This is a genomic window from Cryobacterium breve (assembly GCF_027594785.1).
Lineage (GTDB): Bacteria > Actinomycetota > Actinomycetes > Actinomycetales > Microbacteriaceae > Cryobacterium > Cryobacterium breve_A.
This window is the reverse complement of record NZ_CP075584.1, coordinates 3,115,390-3,130,949: the sequence shown is the minus strand read 5'-3', so window position 1 is coordinate 3,130,949 and position 15,560 is coordinate 3,115,390. Positions and strand designations below refer to the sequence as shown.

General features: G+C 64.3%; 9 protein-coding genes, 3 rRNA genes and 1 pseudogene. 7 read left to right on the top strand and 6 right to left on the bottom strand.

What is annotated here, in order from left to right; all coding sequences use genetic code 11:
- Window positions 1-84 precede the first annotated feature (84 nt).
- The 6 genes and pseudogenes from KIV56_RS15230 to KIV56_RS15210 all read left to right on the top strand — a co-directional run bounded on the left by KIV56_RS15230 (window position 85) and on the right by KIV56_RS15210 (window position 5,443).
- On the top strand, window positions 85-1,236 hold the full coding sequence (locus KIV56_RS15230) for a hypothetical protein (RefSeq protein ID WP_281534106.1): 1,152 nt from the start codon (window positions 85-87) through the stop codon (window positions 1,234-1,236).
- Window positions 1,233-1,916, top strand: coding sequence for a DUF4129 domain-containing protein (locus KIV56_RS15225; RefSeq protein ID WP_281534105.1), 684 nt, complete (start codon window positions 1,233-1,235; stop codon window positions 1,914-1,916). The genes KIV56_RS15230 and KIV56_RS15225 overlap by 4 nt, the downstream gene beginning before the upstream one ends.
- Window positions 1,913-2,470, top strand: a pseudogene (locus tag KIV56_RS20590) (DUF4350 domain-containing protein); the annotation flags it as partial. The gene KIV56_RS15225 and the pseudogene KIV56_RS20590, both read left to right, overlap by 4 nt.
- Before the next feature lie 217 nt (window positions 2,471-2,687).
- A complete protein-coding gene (locus KIV56_RS15220) occupies window positions 2,688-3,179 on the top strand; it encodes a hypothetical protein (protein ID WP_281534104.1) in 492 nt (163 codons plus the stop codon).
- Window positions 3,163-4,134 carry an AAA family ATPase gene (locus tag KIV56_RS15215; protein WP_281534103.1) on the top strand — a complete coding sequence of 324 codons (972 nt, stop codon included), beginning with the start codon at window positions 3,163-3,165 and terminating at the stop codon, window positions 4,132-4,134. The genes KIV56_RS15220 and KIV56_RS15215 overlap by 17 nt, the downstream gene beginning before the upstream one ends.
- Before the next feature lies 1 nt (window position 4,135).
- Complete coding sequence (locus KIV56_RS15210; protein ID WP_281534102.1) at window positions 4,136-5,443, top strand: DUF58 domain-containing protein; 1,308 nt, start codon at window positions 4,136-4,138, stop codon at window positions 5,441-5,443.
- 190 nt (window positions 5,444-5,633) lie between these two features.
- Here KIV56_RS15210 and KIV56_RS15205 read toward each other — a convergent pair whose 3' ends face one another.
- Window positions 5,634-6,629 (bottom strand): stage II sporulation protein M, encoded by a 996-nt coding sequence (locus KIV56_RS15205; protein WP_281534101.1) that lies wholly within the window; start codon window positions 6,627-6,629, stop codon window positions 5,634-5,636.
- 17 nt (window positions 6,630-6,646) lie between these two features.
- Here KIV56_RS15205 and KIV56_RS15200 point away from each other — a divergent pair, with 17 nt between their 5' ends.
- On the top strand, window positions 6,647-7,501 hold the full coding sequence (locus tag KIV56_RS15200) for an RDD family protein (RefSeq protein ID WP_281534100.1): 855 nt from the start codon (window positions 6,647-6,649) through the stop codon (window positions 7,499-7,501).
- A gap of 207 nt (window positions 7,502-7,708) precedes the next feature.
- Here KIV56_RS15200 and rrf read toward each other — a convergent pair.
- The 5 genes from rrf to KIV56_RS15175 all read right to left on the bottom strand — a co-directional run bounded on the left by rrf (window position 7,709) and on the right by KIV56_RS15175 (window position 15,546).
- A 5S ribosomal RNA gene (rrf, locus tag KIV56_RS15195) occupies window positions 7,709-7,825 on the bottom strand.
- Window positions 7,826-7,944: 119 nt separating this feature from the next.
- Window positions 7,945-11,074 (bottom strand): 23S ribosomal RNA (locus tag KIV56_RS15190).
- Window positions 11,075-11,532: 458 nt separating this feature from the next.
- Window positions 11,533-13,052: ribosomal RNA gene (locus KIV56_RS15185) — 16S ribosomal RNA — on the bottom strand.
- The 16S, 23S and 5S rRNA genes sit together here, the layout of an rRNA operon.
- Before the next feature lie 673 nt (window positions 13,053-13,725).
- Entirely contained in the window at window positions 13,726-15,207 is a 1,482-nt protein-coding gene (gene ahcY, locus KIV56_RS15180; protein ID WP_281536178.1) for an adenosylhomocysteinase, read from the bottom strand.
- A gap of 96 nt (window positions 15,208-15,303) precedes the next feature.
- Window positions 15,304-15,546 (bottom strand): DUF3499 family protein, encoded by a 243-nt coding sequence (locus KIV56_RS15175; RefSeq protein WP_281534099.1) that lies wholly within the window; start codon window positions 15,544-15,546, stop codon window positions 15,304-15,306.
- Window positions 15,547-15,560: the final 14 nt, after the last annotated feature.

The following is a 15,560-nucleotide window of genomic DNA, read 5'->3' as shown; positions in this document are numbered from 1 at the left end:
CAATCACTGACACCAGAGTAGTCGAGGGGGGCTGTCATTGCCCGTCGCGCCCGTTTCGATGCCGAGTATGCCAGCATAGGTCTCGTGACGGACCCGCAGAACTGGCACGCCCCGACAGGTGACGCTAACGATCGACCGCGCTACGGCGAATACGCGCCGCCGCCGGCGTCCGGTGCGCCCCAGGCCTGGGGCCCGCCTCCCGCGTGGACACCGCCGCCGCGCCCCGGCCTCCTCCCGTTACGGCCTCTCGGCTTCGGCTCCCTGCTCTGGGCGCCCTTCCAGGTGCTGCGACGCAATCCCAAGGCCACCTTCGGCAGCGCACTGCTCGTGCAGGGCGCGATCCTCCTGGTCACCCTGCTGATCGTCGGCCCCGTGACGGTGCTCGCCCTCGGCCGGGTCGACAGCGCCCCGCTCGCCGACAAGGACGCGGTCCAGGCCGGCGCCAACCTCACCATCGTGTTGTCGGCGGTCGTGCCGATCCTGCTCTCCGTCATCGCCTCCGCGCTGCTCCAGGGCGTCATCGTCGTCGAGGTCTCCCGCGCGATGCTCGGCCAGAAGCTCAGGCTCGGCCAGCTCTGGCGGGCGGCGGGCCGGCGCCTATGGCCCCTCGCCCTCTGGGCGGCCATTCTCAGCGGCGCATTCCTCGTCGGCCTCGCGGTCGTCGCCGGGGTCGTCGTCGTGTTCGTGCTGCTCGGAGGAGCAGGCATCGTCATCGGGATCGTCTTCGGCGTTCTCGGCGGGCTCGGCATCCTCGCGCTCTCGGCCTGGCTGGCCACGAAGACCTCCCTCGTCCCGAGCCTGATCGTGCTCGAACGCCTCGGCATCGGCGCGGCCATCGCCCGATCCTGGTCACTCACGAGGGGCTATTTCTGGCGCACGCTCGGAGTCCAGTTCCTCGTCGCCGCGATTGTGAACATCGTCTCCCAGATCGTCTCGACGCCGCTGTCGCTGCTCGGCGGGGTCGCCGTCTCACTCATCGACCCGACCGGCGCCGTCGACTCGTGGATCCCCGCGATCGTCCTCTACGTGCTGACCATTCTCCTGAGCCTCGTGCTCGGCGCCGTCGCCGCGGTCGTCCAGTCCGGCACGACGGCGCTCATCTATATCGACCTGCGGATGCGCAAGGAAGGCCTCGACCTGGACCTGCAGCGCTTCGTCGAATCCACCCCCGGCAGCGACGCTGCCGACCCGTACCTGATCCCGGCCGGGCGGATGCCGGCGGCCCCGCAGTCATGACCGGTGCGTGGGGGACGTGGGCTGGGACGCTTCCCGCGAGTATCCCTGTCGATCCCGATGCCCCGACGGCCACGGCCTGGTTACGCGACGAGCTCGCCAAGCCGCCATACGAGGCTGCGCGGCCGACCTGGTTCGACCGGGTCAGCAAGGCGTTCTTCGACTGGTTCGCTTCGCTCGGCGCTCCGTCGGGGGCGGGCCTCGGACCCTGGGTTCCGCTCGTCGTGACGCTCGTCATCATCGCCGTCGTCGTCGTGGCCGTGCTCGTCTTCGGGCTGCCGCGGTGGAACCGCCGCAGCGGCCTGCAGCAGGAGGTGTTCGGCAGGAACGACGCCCGGTCCGCCGACGAGTTGCGCAGGGCCGCACTGTCCGCGGCATCGCACAAGGACTGGGACCTCGCCATCAGCGAGATGTTCCGGGCCCTGGCCAGGTCGCTCGTCGAACGCACGGTGCTCTTCGCCACCCCCGGCACGACAGCGCACGGCCTGGCCGAGCGAGCGGCGACGGCGTTCCCGGAGGAACGGATCAGCCTCCAGACGGCCGCCGCCCTCTTCGACGGCGTTCGCTACCTCGGCGCGGAAGGCACCGAGTCCGGCTTCCTGTCCCTCGCCGCACTCGAAAGCGCCCTGCGCACGCGGACGCCCAGGATCCGCGAAGACCCGGCCCCGACGGCGACGCAGTGACCACTCTCGCGGGCACCGTCGCGGTGGCGACGACTCCAACCCTGCGCGCCGCCGCACGACGCTCCCGGTTCTGGGTGCTCGCGGGCATCGGCGCCCTGCTCGTCGCCATCGCGGCGACGCTGCTCGCGGGCGCCGGTTCGGGCGGCGGAACCCCGCTCGCCGCCGACAACGCCGCACCGGCGGGCGCCCGCGCCCTCGCCGAGGTGCTGCGCCAGCAGGGTGCGCACGTCACGACCGCGGACACCCTCGACGAGGCCCGCACGCTCGCCGCTGCGAGTTCGGATCCGACCCTGTTCTTCACTGACCCGAACGGCTACCTGACGAACGACCAGATCTCCGCCATGGCCGCCCTCGCGCCCCGCACCGTCGTGGTCGCCCCCGGCTTCCTCCTGCTGCAGACGCTGGCCCCCGCCGTCGGTTTCGGCGGGGTCGCCGACAGCCTGGACGGAGCGGGCGATCGCTGCGACCTGCCCGCTGCGATCAGGGCGGGCAGCGTCGCCCCCGGCGGGAAGACGCTCAGCCTCCCCGCCGACTCCGCGGAACGCGGCTGTTTCCCTTCCGGTCGGAACTCCTTCGCCGTCGTCGGCGCGACCCTGCCGGCCACGGAGCCTGACCCTCGTTGCCGACGACGGCATCTTCAGCAACGACGAGATCACGGCATCCGGTCACGCTGCCCTCGCACTGGGCCTGCTCGGGGCGAGCGCGGACCTGATCTGGTACCAGCCGACCCTGGCGGATGTCGCGGTCACCGGCCCGCCGAGCCTCGGCGAGTTGACGCCGGGCTGGGTCACACCCACGATCCTGCTCCTCGCGGTCGTCTTCCTCGCCGCGGCCGTGTGGCAGGGCAGGCGGCTCGGACCGCTCGTCGCCGAGAACCTGCCGGTGACCGTGCGCGCGAGCGAGACGATGGAGGGCAGGGCCCGCCTCTACGCCCGCGGCAACGCACGCCTCCGCGCCCTCGATTCCCTGCGGGTCGCCACCGTGCAGCGCCTCGCGGCCCGGGTCGGGCTGTCCAGGCTCGCGAGCCTCGACGACGTCGTGCTCGCGGTGTCCGCCCTGACCGGGCGCGCCCCGGCCGAGGTACGCTTCGTCCTCGTCGACGGGGTCCCGGCCACGGACCGGGACCTCGTCGCCCAGTCCGACCGGCTCCAGGACCTGGAGCGCGCCGTGATCGCCGCGAGCGGCCTGCCCGCGGCTCCGCAGGCATCCGCCACACCCCCGCAACCACCCCCGGAAGAATGGACCCATGAGCACACCGACTGACACCATCGTTTCGCTCCGGGAATCGCTCGCGCAGGTTCGCACCGAGGTCGGCAAGGCCGTCGTCGGCCAGGACGGCGCCGTGACGGGGCTCATCATCGCCCTGCTCGCGCGCGGCCACGTGCTGCTCGAGGGCGTGCCCGGCGTCGCCAAGACCCTGCTGGTGCGCTCGCTCAGCCAGGCGCTCAGCCTCGAGACGAAACGGGTGCAGTTCACGCCGGACCTGATGCCGGGCGACGTCACCGGGTCGCTCATCTACGACGCGCGGGCCGGGGAGTTCGAGTTCCGAAAGGGGCCCGTGTTCACCAATATCCTGCTCGCGGACGAGATCAACCGGACACCGCCGAAGACCCAGTCTGCGCTCCTGGAGGCGATGGAGGAACGCCAGGTCAGCGTCGACGGCCGGACACTGCCCCTGCCGGACCCGTTCATCGTCGCCGCGACGATGAACCCGATCGAATACGAGGGCACGTACTCGCTGCCCGAGGCGCAGCTCGACCGGTTCCTGCTCAAGCTCGTGCTCGACGTGCCGGAGCGCGACGCGGAGTTCGAAGTGCTCCGCCGCCACGCCGCCGGCTTCGACCCCCGCGACCTCACCGCGGCCGGAGTCACTGCCGTACTCGGTGCCGAGCAGCTCGCGGCCGCGCAGGCCGCCGTCATGGAGGTCGGGTCGAGCGCCGACGTGCTCGCGTACATCGTGGACCTCGCCCGCGCGACACGGCGCAGCCCCTCCGTCAAGCTCGGCGTGAGCCCCCGCGGGACGACAGCGCTGCTCGCGGCCACGAAGGCGTGGGCCTGGCTCAGCGGCTACGACTCGATCACCCCTGACCACGTCCAGGCGATGGTCCTCCCGGTCTGGCGGCACCGGATCCAGCTGCAGCCGGAGGCCGAGCTCGAAGGCGTCTCCGTCGACGCCATCCTGCGCAGCGTGCTCCAGCAGGTCCAGGTTCCGATCTAAGGTGACGGTCTCCGGTCGCTTCACGCTGCTCGTCGCCCTCGGCGTCGTGCCCATCGTGCTGCTCGGACGCAGCCCGGCGGCCGCGGGCACCATCCTCGCCCTGTGGGTGCTGCTCTGCCTCGGGCTCGGCCTGCTCGACCTCGCGCTGGCCGGCTCCCCGCGGGCCGTGCGCCTCGAACGCAGCCTGCCGGCGAGGGTGCGCCTGGGCGAGACGGTGACGAGCCTGCTCTATGTCACCAATTCCGGTTCGCGCCGCCTGAGGGCTCTGGTGCGGGATGCCTGGCAACCGTCGGCCGGCGCCGGCAACAACCGGACGGCGCTGACCATCCCGGCCGGGGAACGCGGGCTCGTGTCCCTCCGGCTGACCCCGTTCCGGCGGGGCGAACGCCGGGTGGACCGGGTCACGATCCGCTCGTACGGGCCACTCGGACTGTGGGCGCGCCAGGCCACGCTCGAAGCGCCGGGGCGCATCCGTGTGCTGCCGCCGTTCAACGCGCGGAAGCACCTGCCCTCGCGCATCACCCGGCTCAAGGAACTCGACGGGCGCACGAGCGTGCTCGTGCGCGGCCAGGGCACCGAGTTCGACTCGCTGCGGGAGTACGTGCGCGGCGACGACGTGCGCTCGATCGACTGGCGGGCGACGGCACGACACAACGACGTTGTCGTGCGCACCTGGCGACCGGAGCGCGACCGCCGGGTGGTCATCGTGATCGACACGGGTCGAACCTCCGCCGCGCGGATCGACGACGAGACCAGGCTCGACACCGCGTTCGAGACGGCGCTGCTGCTCGCCGCGCTCGCGTCGAAGGCCGGGGACCGGGTGGACATGATCGCCTTCGACCGGCGGGTGCGCGGCAGGGTGCAGGGCGCCCAGGGCGCAGAACTGCTGTCGCGGATGGTCGACACGCTCGCGGTGATCGACCCCGAACTCCTTGAAATGGACTGGGCCGGAGTGCCGGCCCAGGTGCGCGGGATCACGAGCCAGCGCGCCCTCGTCGTGCTGCTGACCTCGATCGACGCCGCGGGGGCGTCGACGGGCCTGCTCGCGGTGCTGCCCCAGCTGACCCGGCGCCACACCGTGGTCGTCGCGTCGGTCACCGATCCCACGACGCTGCAGGCGACCCTCGAGCGCGCCGACCGCGAGCAGGTCTACCGCGCTGCGGCCGCCGAACGGGCGCTGCTCGACGTCGCCAGGGTCGCCGCGGCGATCCGCCAGCAGGGCGCCGATGTCGTCACGGGTTCGCCCGCCGAGCTGCCGCCCCGCCTCGCCGACCACTACCTCGCGCTGAAGCTCGCCGGCCGCCTCTAGCCCGACGGCCTGCGTCCCCTGTTCGCCTGCTCGCCTGTTCGCCTGTTCGCCTGCTCGCTTGCGCGCGCGACTGCGCTCCCCCACCGCGCCCACTCTGGCTCGCGCGCCAGTTGCGCTGCTCCGCGCCAGGCACGCTTGGCGCGCAGCGGCGCTCCTGTCGCGTGGCGCCCACGGCGGGCGGATGCCGCCCTCAGGACGCGTAGATGCGGGTGCTGCCGGCCTCGAACTCACCGATGTCGCCGGTCTCGCCTGCGCGTGCCGCCCGTCGGCCGAGCACGAGCATGTAGGCCAGGAACGCGCACAGCGCGGCGAAGCCGATGCCGATCTTGACCGGCCACGGCCACGGCGCCGGGGTCACGAAGCCCTCGATCACGCCAGAGACCAGGAGCACGAACACGAGTCCGATCGCGACCGTCGCGAGGGCGCGCGAGTCCTCCGCGAGCGCCTGTCCGCGGGTGCGGCCGCCCGGGGCGATCCAGGACCAGAAGATGCGGAGCCCGGCGGCCGCAGCGACGAAGATCGCCGTGAGCTCCAGCATCCCGTGCGGTGCGATGTAGAGGAAGAACACGTCGCCCTTGCCGTAGGCGAACATGACCGCGGCCGTGACGCCGATGTTCTGGGCGTTCGAGAGCACAATGTACGGCACGTAGACGCCGAGGATGCCGAAGGCGACGCACTGTGCGGCGATCCAGGCATTGTTCGTCCAGACCTGGCCGGTGAACGACGCGGCGGGGTTTGCGGAGTAGTAGTCGACGAAGTCCGAGTTCACGAGTTGCTGCAGCTGGGCGTCGGAGCCGAGGTTGGCGAGCACACGGGGGTCGCCGGTGATCCAGACCGCGTAAAGCACGGCCACCACGATCGTTACGACTGCGACGGCGAGCGTGAGCCAGCGCAGGCGGTAGAGCGCGGCGGGCAGCTGCAGTACGAAGAACCGCGGCACCTGGGACACGACGTTCGCGCCGGCTCCCGTGAAGCGCAACCGGGCACGGGACAGCGCGACGGAGAGCCGGTCGCCCGGGATCGTGGAGCCGGCCGTGCTCTTGATCGCGGACAGCTGGGTCGCCCCGGATTGGTACAGTCCGATCAGTTCGTCGGACTGCGCGCCGGAGAGCCGCCGCTCCGTGCCGAGCTCGGCGAGGCGGTCCCACTGGGCGCGGTGCGCCGTTGAATATGCGTCGAGGTCCATCTGCTCTAATAGTAGACATGGCACACCCCGGAAACGCGGCGGATCAGGGAGAAAGTCCTCCCTACGAATACGAACTCGTCACAGGCGAGGCGGTTGCCCTTGATGTGCGGCCGGCAAGTTTCATCCTGCGCGCGGCCGGCACCATCATCGACTGGCTCGCCTACCTCAGCTTCTTCGCCGCGCTCGCCTTCGCAGTCGGCTTCGTCGCCGGAGACGCCCTGGACCCGGCGCTCGCGAAGTCGCTCGCGATATCGGGTCTCGCGTTCTCGATCCTCGTCCTTCCGACCATCGTCGAGACCGTGACTGGTGGACGCTCGCTCGGCAAGCTCGCCATCGGCGCCCGGATCGTACGTGACGACGGCGGAGCCATCCAGTTGCGGCACGCCTTCACCCGCGCCCTCAGCGGGATCTTCGAGATCTACCTCACCTTCGGCGGCCTGGCCGCGACGACAGCGTTGCTCAACGGCAAGTCCAAGCGCCTCGGCGACCTGATGGCCGGGACGTACAGCCAGCACGAACGGGTGGCGCGATTCGACGAGCCCGTCATCGGGCTCCCGCCAGAGCTCAGCACCTGGTCGTACACCGTCGATATCGTGCGACTGCCCGACCGGCTCTCGCGGCGCATCGCCCAGTTCCTCCGCCAGTCCGCACGCTTGACCCCGGAGACCCGCGTGCGCGTCGCCAGGGACCTCGCGGCGGAGGCTGCGCCGTTCGTCTCCCCGGTTCCCCCGGTTTCACCGGAGGTGCTCCTCGCGGGCGTCGCGGCCGTGCGCCGCACCCGTGAGTATGCAGCTCTCCTCCTCGAGCGCGACCGCCTCGAGCGCCTCCGCCCGGTGCTCACGCGCCTCCCCCACGACTTCCCCAACCGCTGACGCCCTCCCCAAGTAGACGCGCACCGTAACGCTGAGCGGATGCTTCGCTGCAGGTCCCGGGTCGCGCGCCTGTTACGCCGCTTCGCGCCTGGCATGCCTGGTGCGGAGCGGCGCAGCGGTAGCGCGCGGCAGGCGGGTGGCTGCGTACCGCGGGTTAAAGCAGAAAAGCCACCCCGTGGGGTGGCTTTTCTGGTGTTTCTAAGTTAAGTCCGGCGGTGTCCTACTCTCCCACAGGGTCCCCCCTGCAGTACCATCGGCGCTGAGAGTCTTAGCTTCCGGGTTCGGAATGTGACCGGGCGTTTCCCTCTCGCTATAGCCGCCGAAACATCTTTCGATGGATCGATTCTATATTTTTTAGTTATAGACCCCTCCTGGAAGGGGTTGTTCTCGACCGTACGTCGAGAACCACATAGTGGACGCTTGCAGCTTATTCAAACTGGTGTGTTATCAAATTATTGGCTTATTAGTACCGGTCAGCTCCAAGGGTCTTTAGTCCCCTCTTCCACATCCGGCCTATCAACGCAGTAGTCTAGCTGCGAGCCTCTCCCCCGAAGGGATGGAAATCTCATCTCGAAGCCGGCTTCCCGCTTAGATGCTTTCAGCGGTTATCCGTTCCGAACGTAGCTAATCAGCGGTGCTCCTGGCGGAACAACTGACACACCAGAGGTTCGTCCATCCCGGTCCTCTCGTACTAGGGATAGATCTTCTCAAATTTCCTGCGCGCGCAGCGGATAGGGACCGAACTGTCTCACGACGTTCTAAACCCAGCTCGCGTACCGCTTTAATGGGCGAACAGCCCAACCCTTGGGACCTACTCCAGCCCCAGGATGCGACGAGCCGACATCGAGGTGCCAAACCATGCCGTCGATATGGACTCTTGGGCAAGATCAGCCTGTTATCCCCGAGGTACCTTTTATCCGTTGAGCGACAGCGCTTCCACAAGCCACTGCCGGATCACTAGTCCCGACTTTCGTCCCTGCTCGACTTGTCAGTCTCACAGTCAAGCTCCCTTGTGCACTTACACTCGACACCTGATTGCCAACCAGGTTGAGGGAACCTTTGGGCGCCTCCGTTACTTTTTAGGAGGCAACCGCCCCAGTTAAACTACCCACCAGGCACTGTCCCTGAACCGGATCACGGTTCGAAGTTAGATATCCAATATGACCAGAGTGGTATTTCAACGTTGACTCCACCTGAACTAGCGTCCAAGCTTCACAGTCTCCCACCTATCCTACACAAGCCACACCGAACACCAATACCAAGCTGTAGTAAAGGTCACGGGGTCTTTCCGTCCTGCTGCGCGTAACGAGCATCTTTACTCGTAATGCAATTTCGCCGAGTTCGCGGTTGAGACAGCTGGGAAGTCGTTACGCCATTCGTGCAGGTCGGAACTTACCCGACAAGGAATTTCGCTACCTTAGGATGGTTATAGTTACCACCGCCGTTTACTGGGGCTTAAATTCTCAGCTTCGCCTTGCGGCTAACCGTTCCTCTTAACCTTCCAGCACCGGGCAGGCGTCAGTCCGTATACATCGTCTTGCGACTTGGCACGGACCTGTGTTTTTAGTAAACAGTCGCTTCCCACTGGTCTCTGCGGCCTTCGAACGCTCCAGGAGTAAATCCCTTCACGCCTCCGGCCCCCTTCTCCCGAAGTTACGGGGGCATTTTGCCGAGTTCCTTTAACCACGATTCTCTCGATCTCCTTAGTATTCTCTACCTGATCACCTGAGTCGGTTTGGGGTACGGGTGACTAAAACCTCGCGTCGATGCTTTTCTTGGCAGCATAGGATCACTGATTTCGCCCTTACGGGCTACCCATCGGGTCTCAGCCTTATATGAGAGACGGATTTGCCTATCTCTCGGCCTACATCCTTAGACCGGGACAACCATCGCCCGGCTCAGCTACCTTCCTGCGTCACACCTGTTAATACGCTAACCGCACCAGCATAGGGTCGCACGCTAGGCCCACCCCCTCGGCCCGAAGGCTCCGGTCAGTGGGATTCAGATGCTTAGCATTACTGGATTAGCTTGGACGGTTTTTCGCCAGTACGGGAATATAAACCCGTTGTCCATCGACTACGCCTGTCGGCCTCGCCTTAGGTCCCGACTTACCCAGGGCGGATTAGCCTGGCCCTGGAAACCTTGATCTTTCGGAGGACGGGTTTCTCACCCGTCTTTCGCTACTCATGCCTGCATTCTCACTCGTGTAGCCTCCACGGCTGGTTTACACCGCCGCTTCGCTGGCCACACGACGCTCTCCTACCCATCAACACGGCTGAACCAACACAACAAGTGTGCGGCTTACCAAAAATATCAATGCCACAACTTCGGTGGCGTGCTTGAGCCCCGTTACATTGTCGGCGCGGAATCACTTGACCAGTGAGCTATTACGCACTCTTTCAAGGGTGGCTGCTTCTAAGCCAACCTCCTGGTTGTCTGTGCAACTCCACATCCTTTCCCACTTAGCACGCGCTTTGGGACCTTAGTTGGTGGTCTGGGTTGTTTCCCTCTCGACGATGAAGCTTATCCCCCCACCGTCTCACTGCTGCGCTCTCACTTACCGGCATTCGGAGTTTGGCTGACGTCAGTAAGCTTTTAGGCCCCATCGGCCATCCAGTAGCTCTACCTCCGGCAAGAAACACGCAACGCTGCACCTAAATGCATTTCGGAGAGAACCAGCTATCACGAAGTTTGATTGGCCTTTCACCCCTATCCACAGCTCATCCCCTCCATTTTCAACTGAAGTGGGTTCGGTCCTCCACGACGTCTTACCGTCGCTTCAACCTGGCCATGGATAGATCACTTCGCTTCGGGTCTAGGACATGCGACTGAATCGCCCTATTCAGACTCGCTTTCGCTACGCATTCCCCTCTCGGGTTAAGCTCGCCACATATCACTAACTCGCAGGCTCATTCTTCAAAAGGCACGCTGTCACCAGAATCAGACTGGCTCCAACGGTTTGTAAGCAAACGGTTTCAGGTACTATTTCACTCCCCTCCCGGGGTACTTTTCACCTTTCCCTCACGGTACTTGTTCACTATCGGTCATGTAGGAGTATTTAGGCTTATCAGGTGGTCCTGACAGATTCACACGGGATTTCTCGGGCCCCGTGCTACTTGGGATACTCTTCGGGCGATTACTGCATTTCGACTACGGGGTTCGCACCCTCTATGACCAGGCTTTCAATCCTGTTCGTCTATACAACGCTCTAACCCTCACTGTTCGGCAGAATCAGCAGAAAAGTCCCGCAACCCCGACCATGCAACGCCTGCCGGCTATCACACATGATCGGTTTAGCCTCATCCGGGTTCGCTCGCCACTACTAACGGAATCACTATTGTTTTCTCTTCCTGTGGGTACTGAGATGTTTCACTTCCCCACGTTCCCTCTACCCGCCCTATATATTCAGGCGGGAGTCACCAGGTCACCTTACGGGCCTGGCGGGGTTTCCCCATTCGGACATCCTCGGATCACAGTTCGTTTATCAACTCCCCGAGGCTTATCGCAGATTACTACGTCCTTCTTCGGCTCTACATGCCAAGGCATTCACCGTTTGCTCTTAGAAATTTGAAATCACATGAGTTTGAATCGATTAAGAATCGTAAAACTTTCGTCTCACGATCGAAATTGACCAATGATCTATAAATAGATCTTTGTAATCTGTCGGACCGAAGTCCGATCAAATTTAAGATGCTCGCGTCCACTGTGTAGTTCTCAAAGTACGGGCGGTACCCTCACCTGCTCACGATTGATGTGAACAGGAAAAGGTCCAGAGGAACAGTTCAACCAGGCCAAAGCCTGATCGTTCCGGTCCCTCAGGACCCAACAGCGTGCAACATGCAAACCCTCGACGCAAAACCCTTTCCAACTCCCCTGCTGTAAACAACAAGCGAGCGTACCGGGATCCAACGTTCCAGACCTGCATCAATGTCAATGTTCCACCCATGAGCGCCATCGAAGAACATTCGTCTTCGTATGGCTTGGCACCTTTGTTCTCCCTGTATACAGAGGAGAGGTGCTGTGCTCCTTAGAAAGGAGGTGATCCAGCCGCACCTTCCGGTACGGCTACCTTGTTACGACTTAGTCCTAATCACCGATCCCACCTTCGACAGCTCCTTCCCGTGAGGGTTAGGCCACCGGCTTCGGGTGTTACCGACTTTCATGACTTGACGGGCGGTGTGTACAAGGCCCGGGAACGTATTCACCGCAGCGTTGCTGATCTGCGATTACTAGCGACTCCGACTTCATGAGGTCGAGTTGCAGACCTCAATCCGAACTGAGACCGGCTTTTTGGGATTCGCTCCACCTTGCGGTATTGCAGCCCTTTGTACCGGCCATTGTAGCATGCGTGAAGCCCAAGACATAAGGGGCATGATGATTTGACGTCATCCCCACCTTCCTCCGAGTTGACCCCGGCAGTATCCCATGAGTTCCCACCATTACGTGCTGGCAACATAGGACGAGGGTTGCGCTCGTTGCGGGACTTAACCCAACATCTCACGACACGAGCTGACGACAACCATGCACCACCTGTATAGAGACCTTGCGGGGCGACTGTTTCCAGCCGTTTCCTCTATATGTCAAGCCTTGGTAAGGTTCTTCGCGTTGCATCGAATTAATCCGCATGCTCCGCCGCTTGTGCGGGCCCCCGTCAATTCCTTTGAGTTTTAGCCTTGCGGCCGTACTCCCCAGGCGGGGAACTTAATGCGTTAGCTGCGACACGGAGACCGTGGAATGGTCCCCACATCTAGTTCCCAACGTTTACGGCATGGACTACCAGGGTATCTAATCCTGTTCGCTCCCCATGCTTTCGCTCCTCAGCGTCAGTTACGGCCCAGAGATCTGCCTTCGCCATTGGTGTTCCTCCTGATATCTGCGCATTCCACCGCTACACCAGGAATTCCAATCTCCCCTACCGCACTCTAGTCTGCCCGTACCCACTGCAGGCCCGAGGTTGAGCCTCGGGTTTTCACAGCAGACGCGACAAACCGCCTACGAGCTCTTTACGCCCAATAATTCCGGACAACGCTTGCACCCTACGTATTACCGCGGCTGCTGGCACGTAGTTAGCCGGTGCTTTTTCTGCAGGTACCGTCACTTTCGCTTCTTCCCTACTAAAAGAGGTTTACAACCCGAAGGCCGTCGTCCCTCACGCGGCGTTGCTGCATCAGGCTTTCGCCCATTGTGCAATATTCCCCACTGCTGCCTCCCGTAGGAGTCTGGGCCGTGTCTCAGTCCCAGTGTGGCCGGTCACCCTCTCAGGCCGGCTACCCGTCGTCGCCTTGGTGAGCTATTACCTCACCAACTAGCTGATAGGCCGCGAGCTCATCCCTGACCAAAATTCTTTCCACCCCCGGAGATGCCTCCAAGGGTCGTATCCGGTATTAGACGTCGTTTCCAACGCTTATCCCAGAGTCAAGGGCAGATTGCTCACGTGTTACTCACCCGTTCGCCACTAATCCGAAGAGCAAGCTCTCCATCATCGTTCGACTTGCATGTGTTAAGCACGCCGCCAGCGTTCGTCCTGAGCCAGGATCAAACTCTCCGTAAATGTTTGATTGACTAACCAAGCAAGCCTGGCGTCACATCTAGTGCAGAACGCCGCCGGAATGGGCGAACAATCTGCAAGTTTGAAACTGACAGAACAAATCATTACTGACTTGCTTTGTTGTTATAAATGTTTTCCAAAGGAATCTCTTGGTCCTTCACCGCTAGAAACGGATCCAAACCACGAGGTTTTTGGCATTTGACATTGTGCACGCTGTTGAGTTCTCAAGGATCGGACGCACCCGGCTTCAGGCCACACCGTAACCGGCTTAGTGGCTGTCGCTCCGAGGCAACTTGTCTAACCTAACCTCCCCCGCAGTCCCTGTCAAATCGGCCAGAACCCGGTCACAGACACGAAAAACGCGCCCGAAATAGGAACTTGACCAACCCGTCTAAACATGCGGAAGGAAGACTTTCAAGCCTACGCCTCACACATCCGAATCAAGGATTCGAGAGCGAGAAAAAACGTAAAACTTCGGTCCCACGTGAGGCCGGAAAGCACTGCGGCTTTTCCGCACCTTTGGGGTACGTGAAGACATTACGTGCCCCCACCCACCCCGTCAAAACCCATGCACTCCCGGGCGTGTCACCTCCTGAGGACGGCCGGCGGATACGACAGCGCGCCCGCAGCCGCCGCAGAAGCGGTGGATGCGGGCGCGCTGCGCGGGGCGTGCGGGTCAGTAGCGGTACTGGTCGACCTTGTACGGGCCGTCGATGGGTACACCGATGTAGGCGGACTGCTCGGGGCTCAGCACGGTCAGTTCGACGCCGAGGGCGTCGAGGTGGAGCCGGGCGACCTTCTCGTCGAGGTGCTTCGGCAGCACGTACACGCCGACCGGGTACTTCTCCGGGTAGCAGTACAGCTCGATCTGGGCGAGCACCTGGTTCGTGAAGGAGTTGCTCATCACGAAGGAAGGGTGTCCTGTCGCGTTGCCGAGGTTCATCAGTCGTCCCTCGGAGAGCACGAGGATGCTGCGTCCGCTCGGCAGGTGCCACTCGTCGACCTGCGGCTTGATCTCCACCCGCACGGCGCCCTCGAGGGTTTCGAGCGCGGCCATGTCGATTTCGTTGTCGAAGTGGCCGACGTTCGCGATGATCGCGAGGTGCTTCATCCTGAGCATGTGCTCGGTGCGGATGACGTTGAAGTTGCCGGTGCCGCTCACGAAGATGTCGACCTGCTCGACGACCGACTCGAGCCTCGCGACCTGGAAACCGTCCATCGCGGCCTGTAGCGCATTGATCGGGTCGATCTCGCTCACGATGACGCGCGCGCCCTGGCCGCGCAGGGCCTCTGCCGCGCCCTTGCCCACGTCGCCGTAGCCGGCGACGAAGACGACCTTGCCGCCGATGAGCACGTCGGTCGCCCGGTTGAGGCCGTCGGGCAGGGAGTGACGGATGCCGTACTTGTTGTCGAACTTCGACTTCGTCACCGAGTCGTTCACATTGATCGCGGGGAAGAGCAGTTCGTGGGCGCTGGCCAGTTCGTACAGGCGGTGGACGCCCGTCGTGGTCTCCTCGGTCACGCCGGCCAGGCCGGCGGCGATCTCGGTCCAGCGGTTGGAGGATTCCGCGAGCGAGTGCCGCAGCACGTCGAGGACGACCCGGTACTCATGGCTGTCGGATGCGGTCGCCTCGGGAACGGCGCCGGCGAGCTCGAATTCGCGGCCCTTGTGCACGAGCATGGTGGCGTCGCCGCCGTCGTCGAGGATCATGTTCGGTCCGGCCCAGGTCTCCCCCGCCGCCTCGGCCTCGATGCTCCAGTCGAAGATCTGCTCGGTGCACCACCAGTAGTCCTCGAGCGATTCGCCCTTCCACGCGAAGACGGGAACGCCGGCCGGGTTCTCCGGGGTTCCGGTCGGGCCGACCGCGATGGCCGCCGCGGCATCGTCCTGGGTGGAGAAGATGTTGCAGCTCGCCCAGCGCACCTGCGCGCCGAGGGCCACGAGGGTCTCGATGAGGACGGCGGTCTGCACCGTCATGTGCAGGGACCCGGCGATGCGCGCACCGGTGAGCGGCTTCGATTCGCCGAATTCAGCGCGGAGGGCCATCAGTCCGGGCATCTCGTTCTCGGCGAGACGCAGCTGGTGCCGGCCCGCCTCGGCGAGCCTGCGGGTCGGCGATCTTGAAGATGGGCGCGAGCGAGGGCGCGGTGGATACAGGGGACGAGGCGACAGTCATGCGACCATCATGCCATTCCCTGCGCCGCCCCGGCTGGGTGTGTGCCGGTACCTGGTTCGCCCGCGCCGGAGCGGGGTTCAGGCGTCGGGACCGCTCGGGGCATCCGCTTCGACCGGCGCGCCCATCGTGCTGAGCCGGATGAGCTGCCAGCCGTGCGGGACGCTCGTCAGGCGGGCGTGCCGGTCGCAGAGGTCGAAGGCGTGCGGTTCACGCTCGATGGAGAGTGGGCCGAGCACGGCCATCGAGTCGCCGTAGTCGAAGGTGAGCGTCGCGACGGACTCATCCGGACAGGCGACGCGGGAGCAAGGGCGGAATGACATTACCGTTCAGGCTA

Bases quoted from the DNA above. Each gene is read 5' to 3' on its own strand.
- KIV56_RS15225 (WP_281534105.1), top strand. From the start codon at position 1,233: ATGACCGGTGCGTGGGGGACGTGGGCTGGGACGCTTCCCGCGAGTATC.
- KIV56_RS15215 (WP_281534103.1), top strand. From the start codon at position 3,163: ATGAGCACACCGACTGACACCATCGTTTCGCTCCGGGAATCGCTCGCG.
- KIV56_RS15205 (WP_281534101.1), bottom strand. From the start codon at position 6,629: ATGGACCTCGACGCATATTCAACGGCGCACCGCGCCCAGTGGGACCGC.
- KIV56_RS15200 (WP_281534100.1), top strand. From the start codon at position 6,647: ATGGCACACCCCGGAAACGCGGCGGATCAGGGAGAAAGTCCTCCCTAC.
- KIV56_RS15175 (WP_281534099.1), bottom strand. From the start codon at position 15,546: ATGTCATTCCGCCCTTGCTCCCGCGTCGCCTGTCCGGATGAGTCCGTC.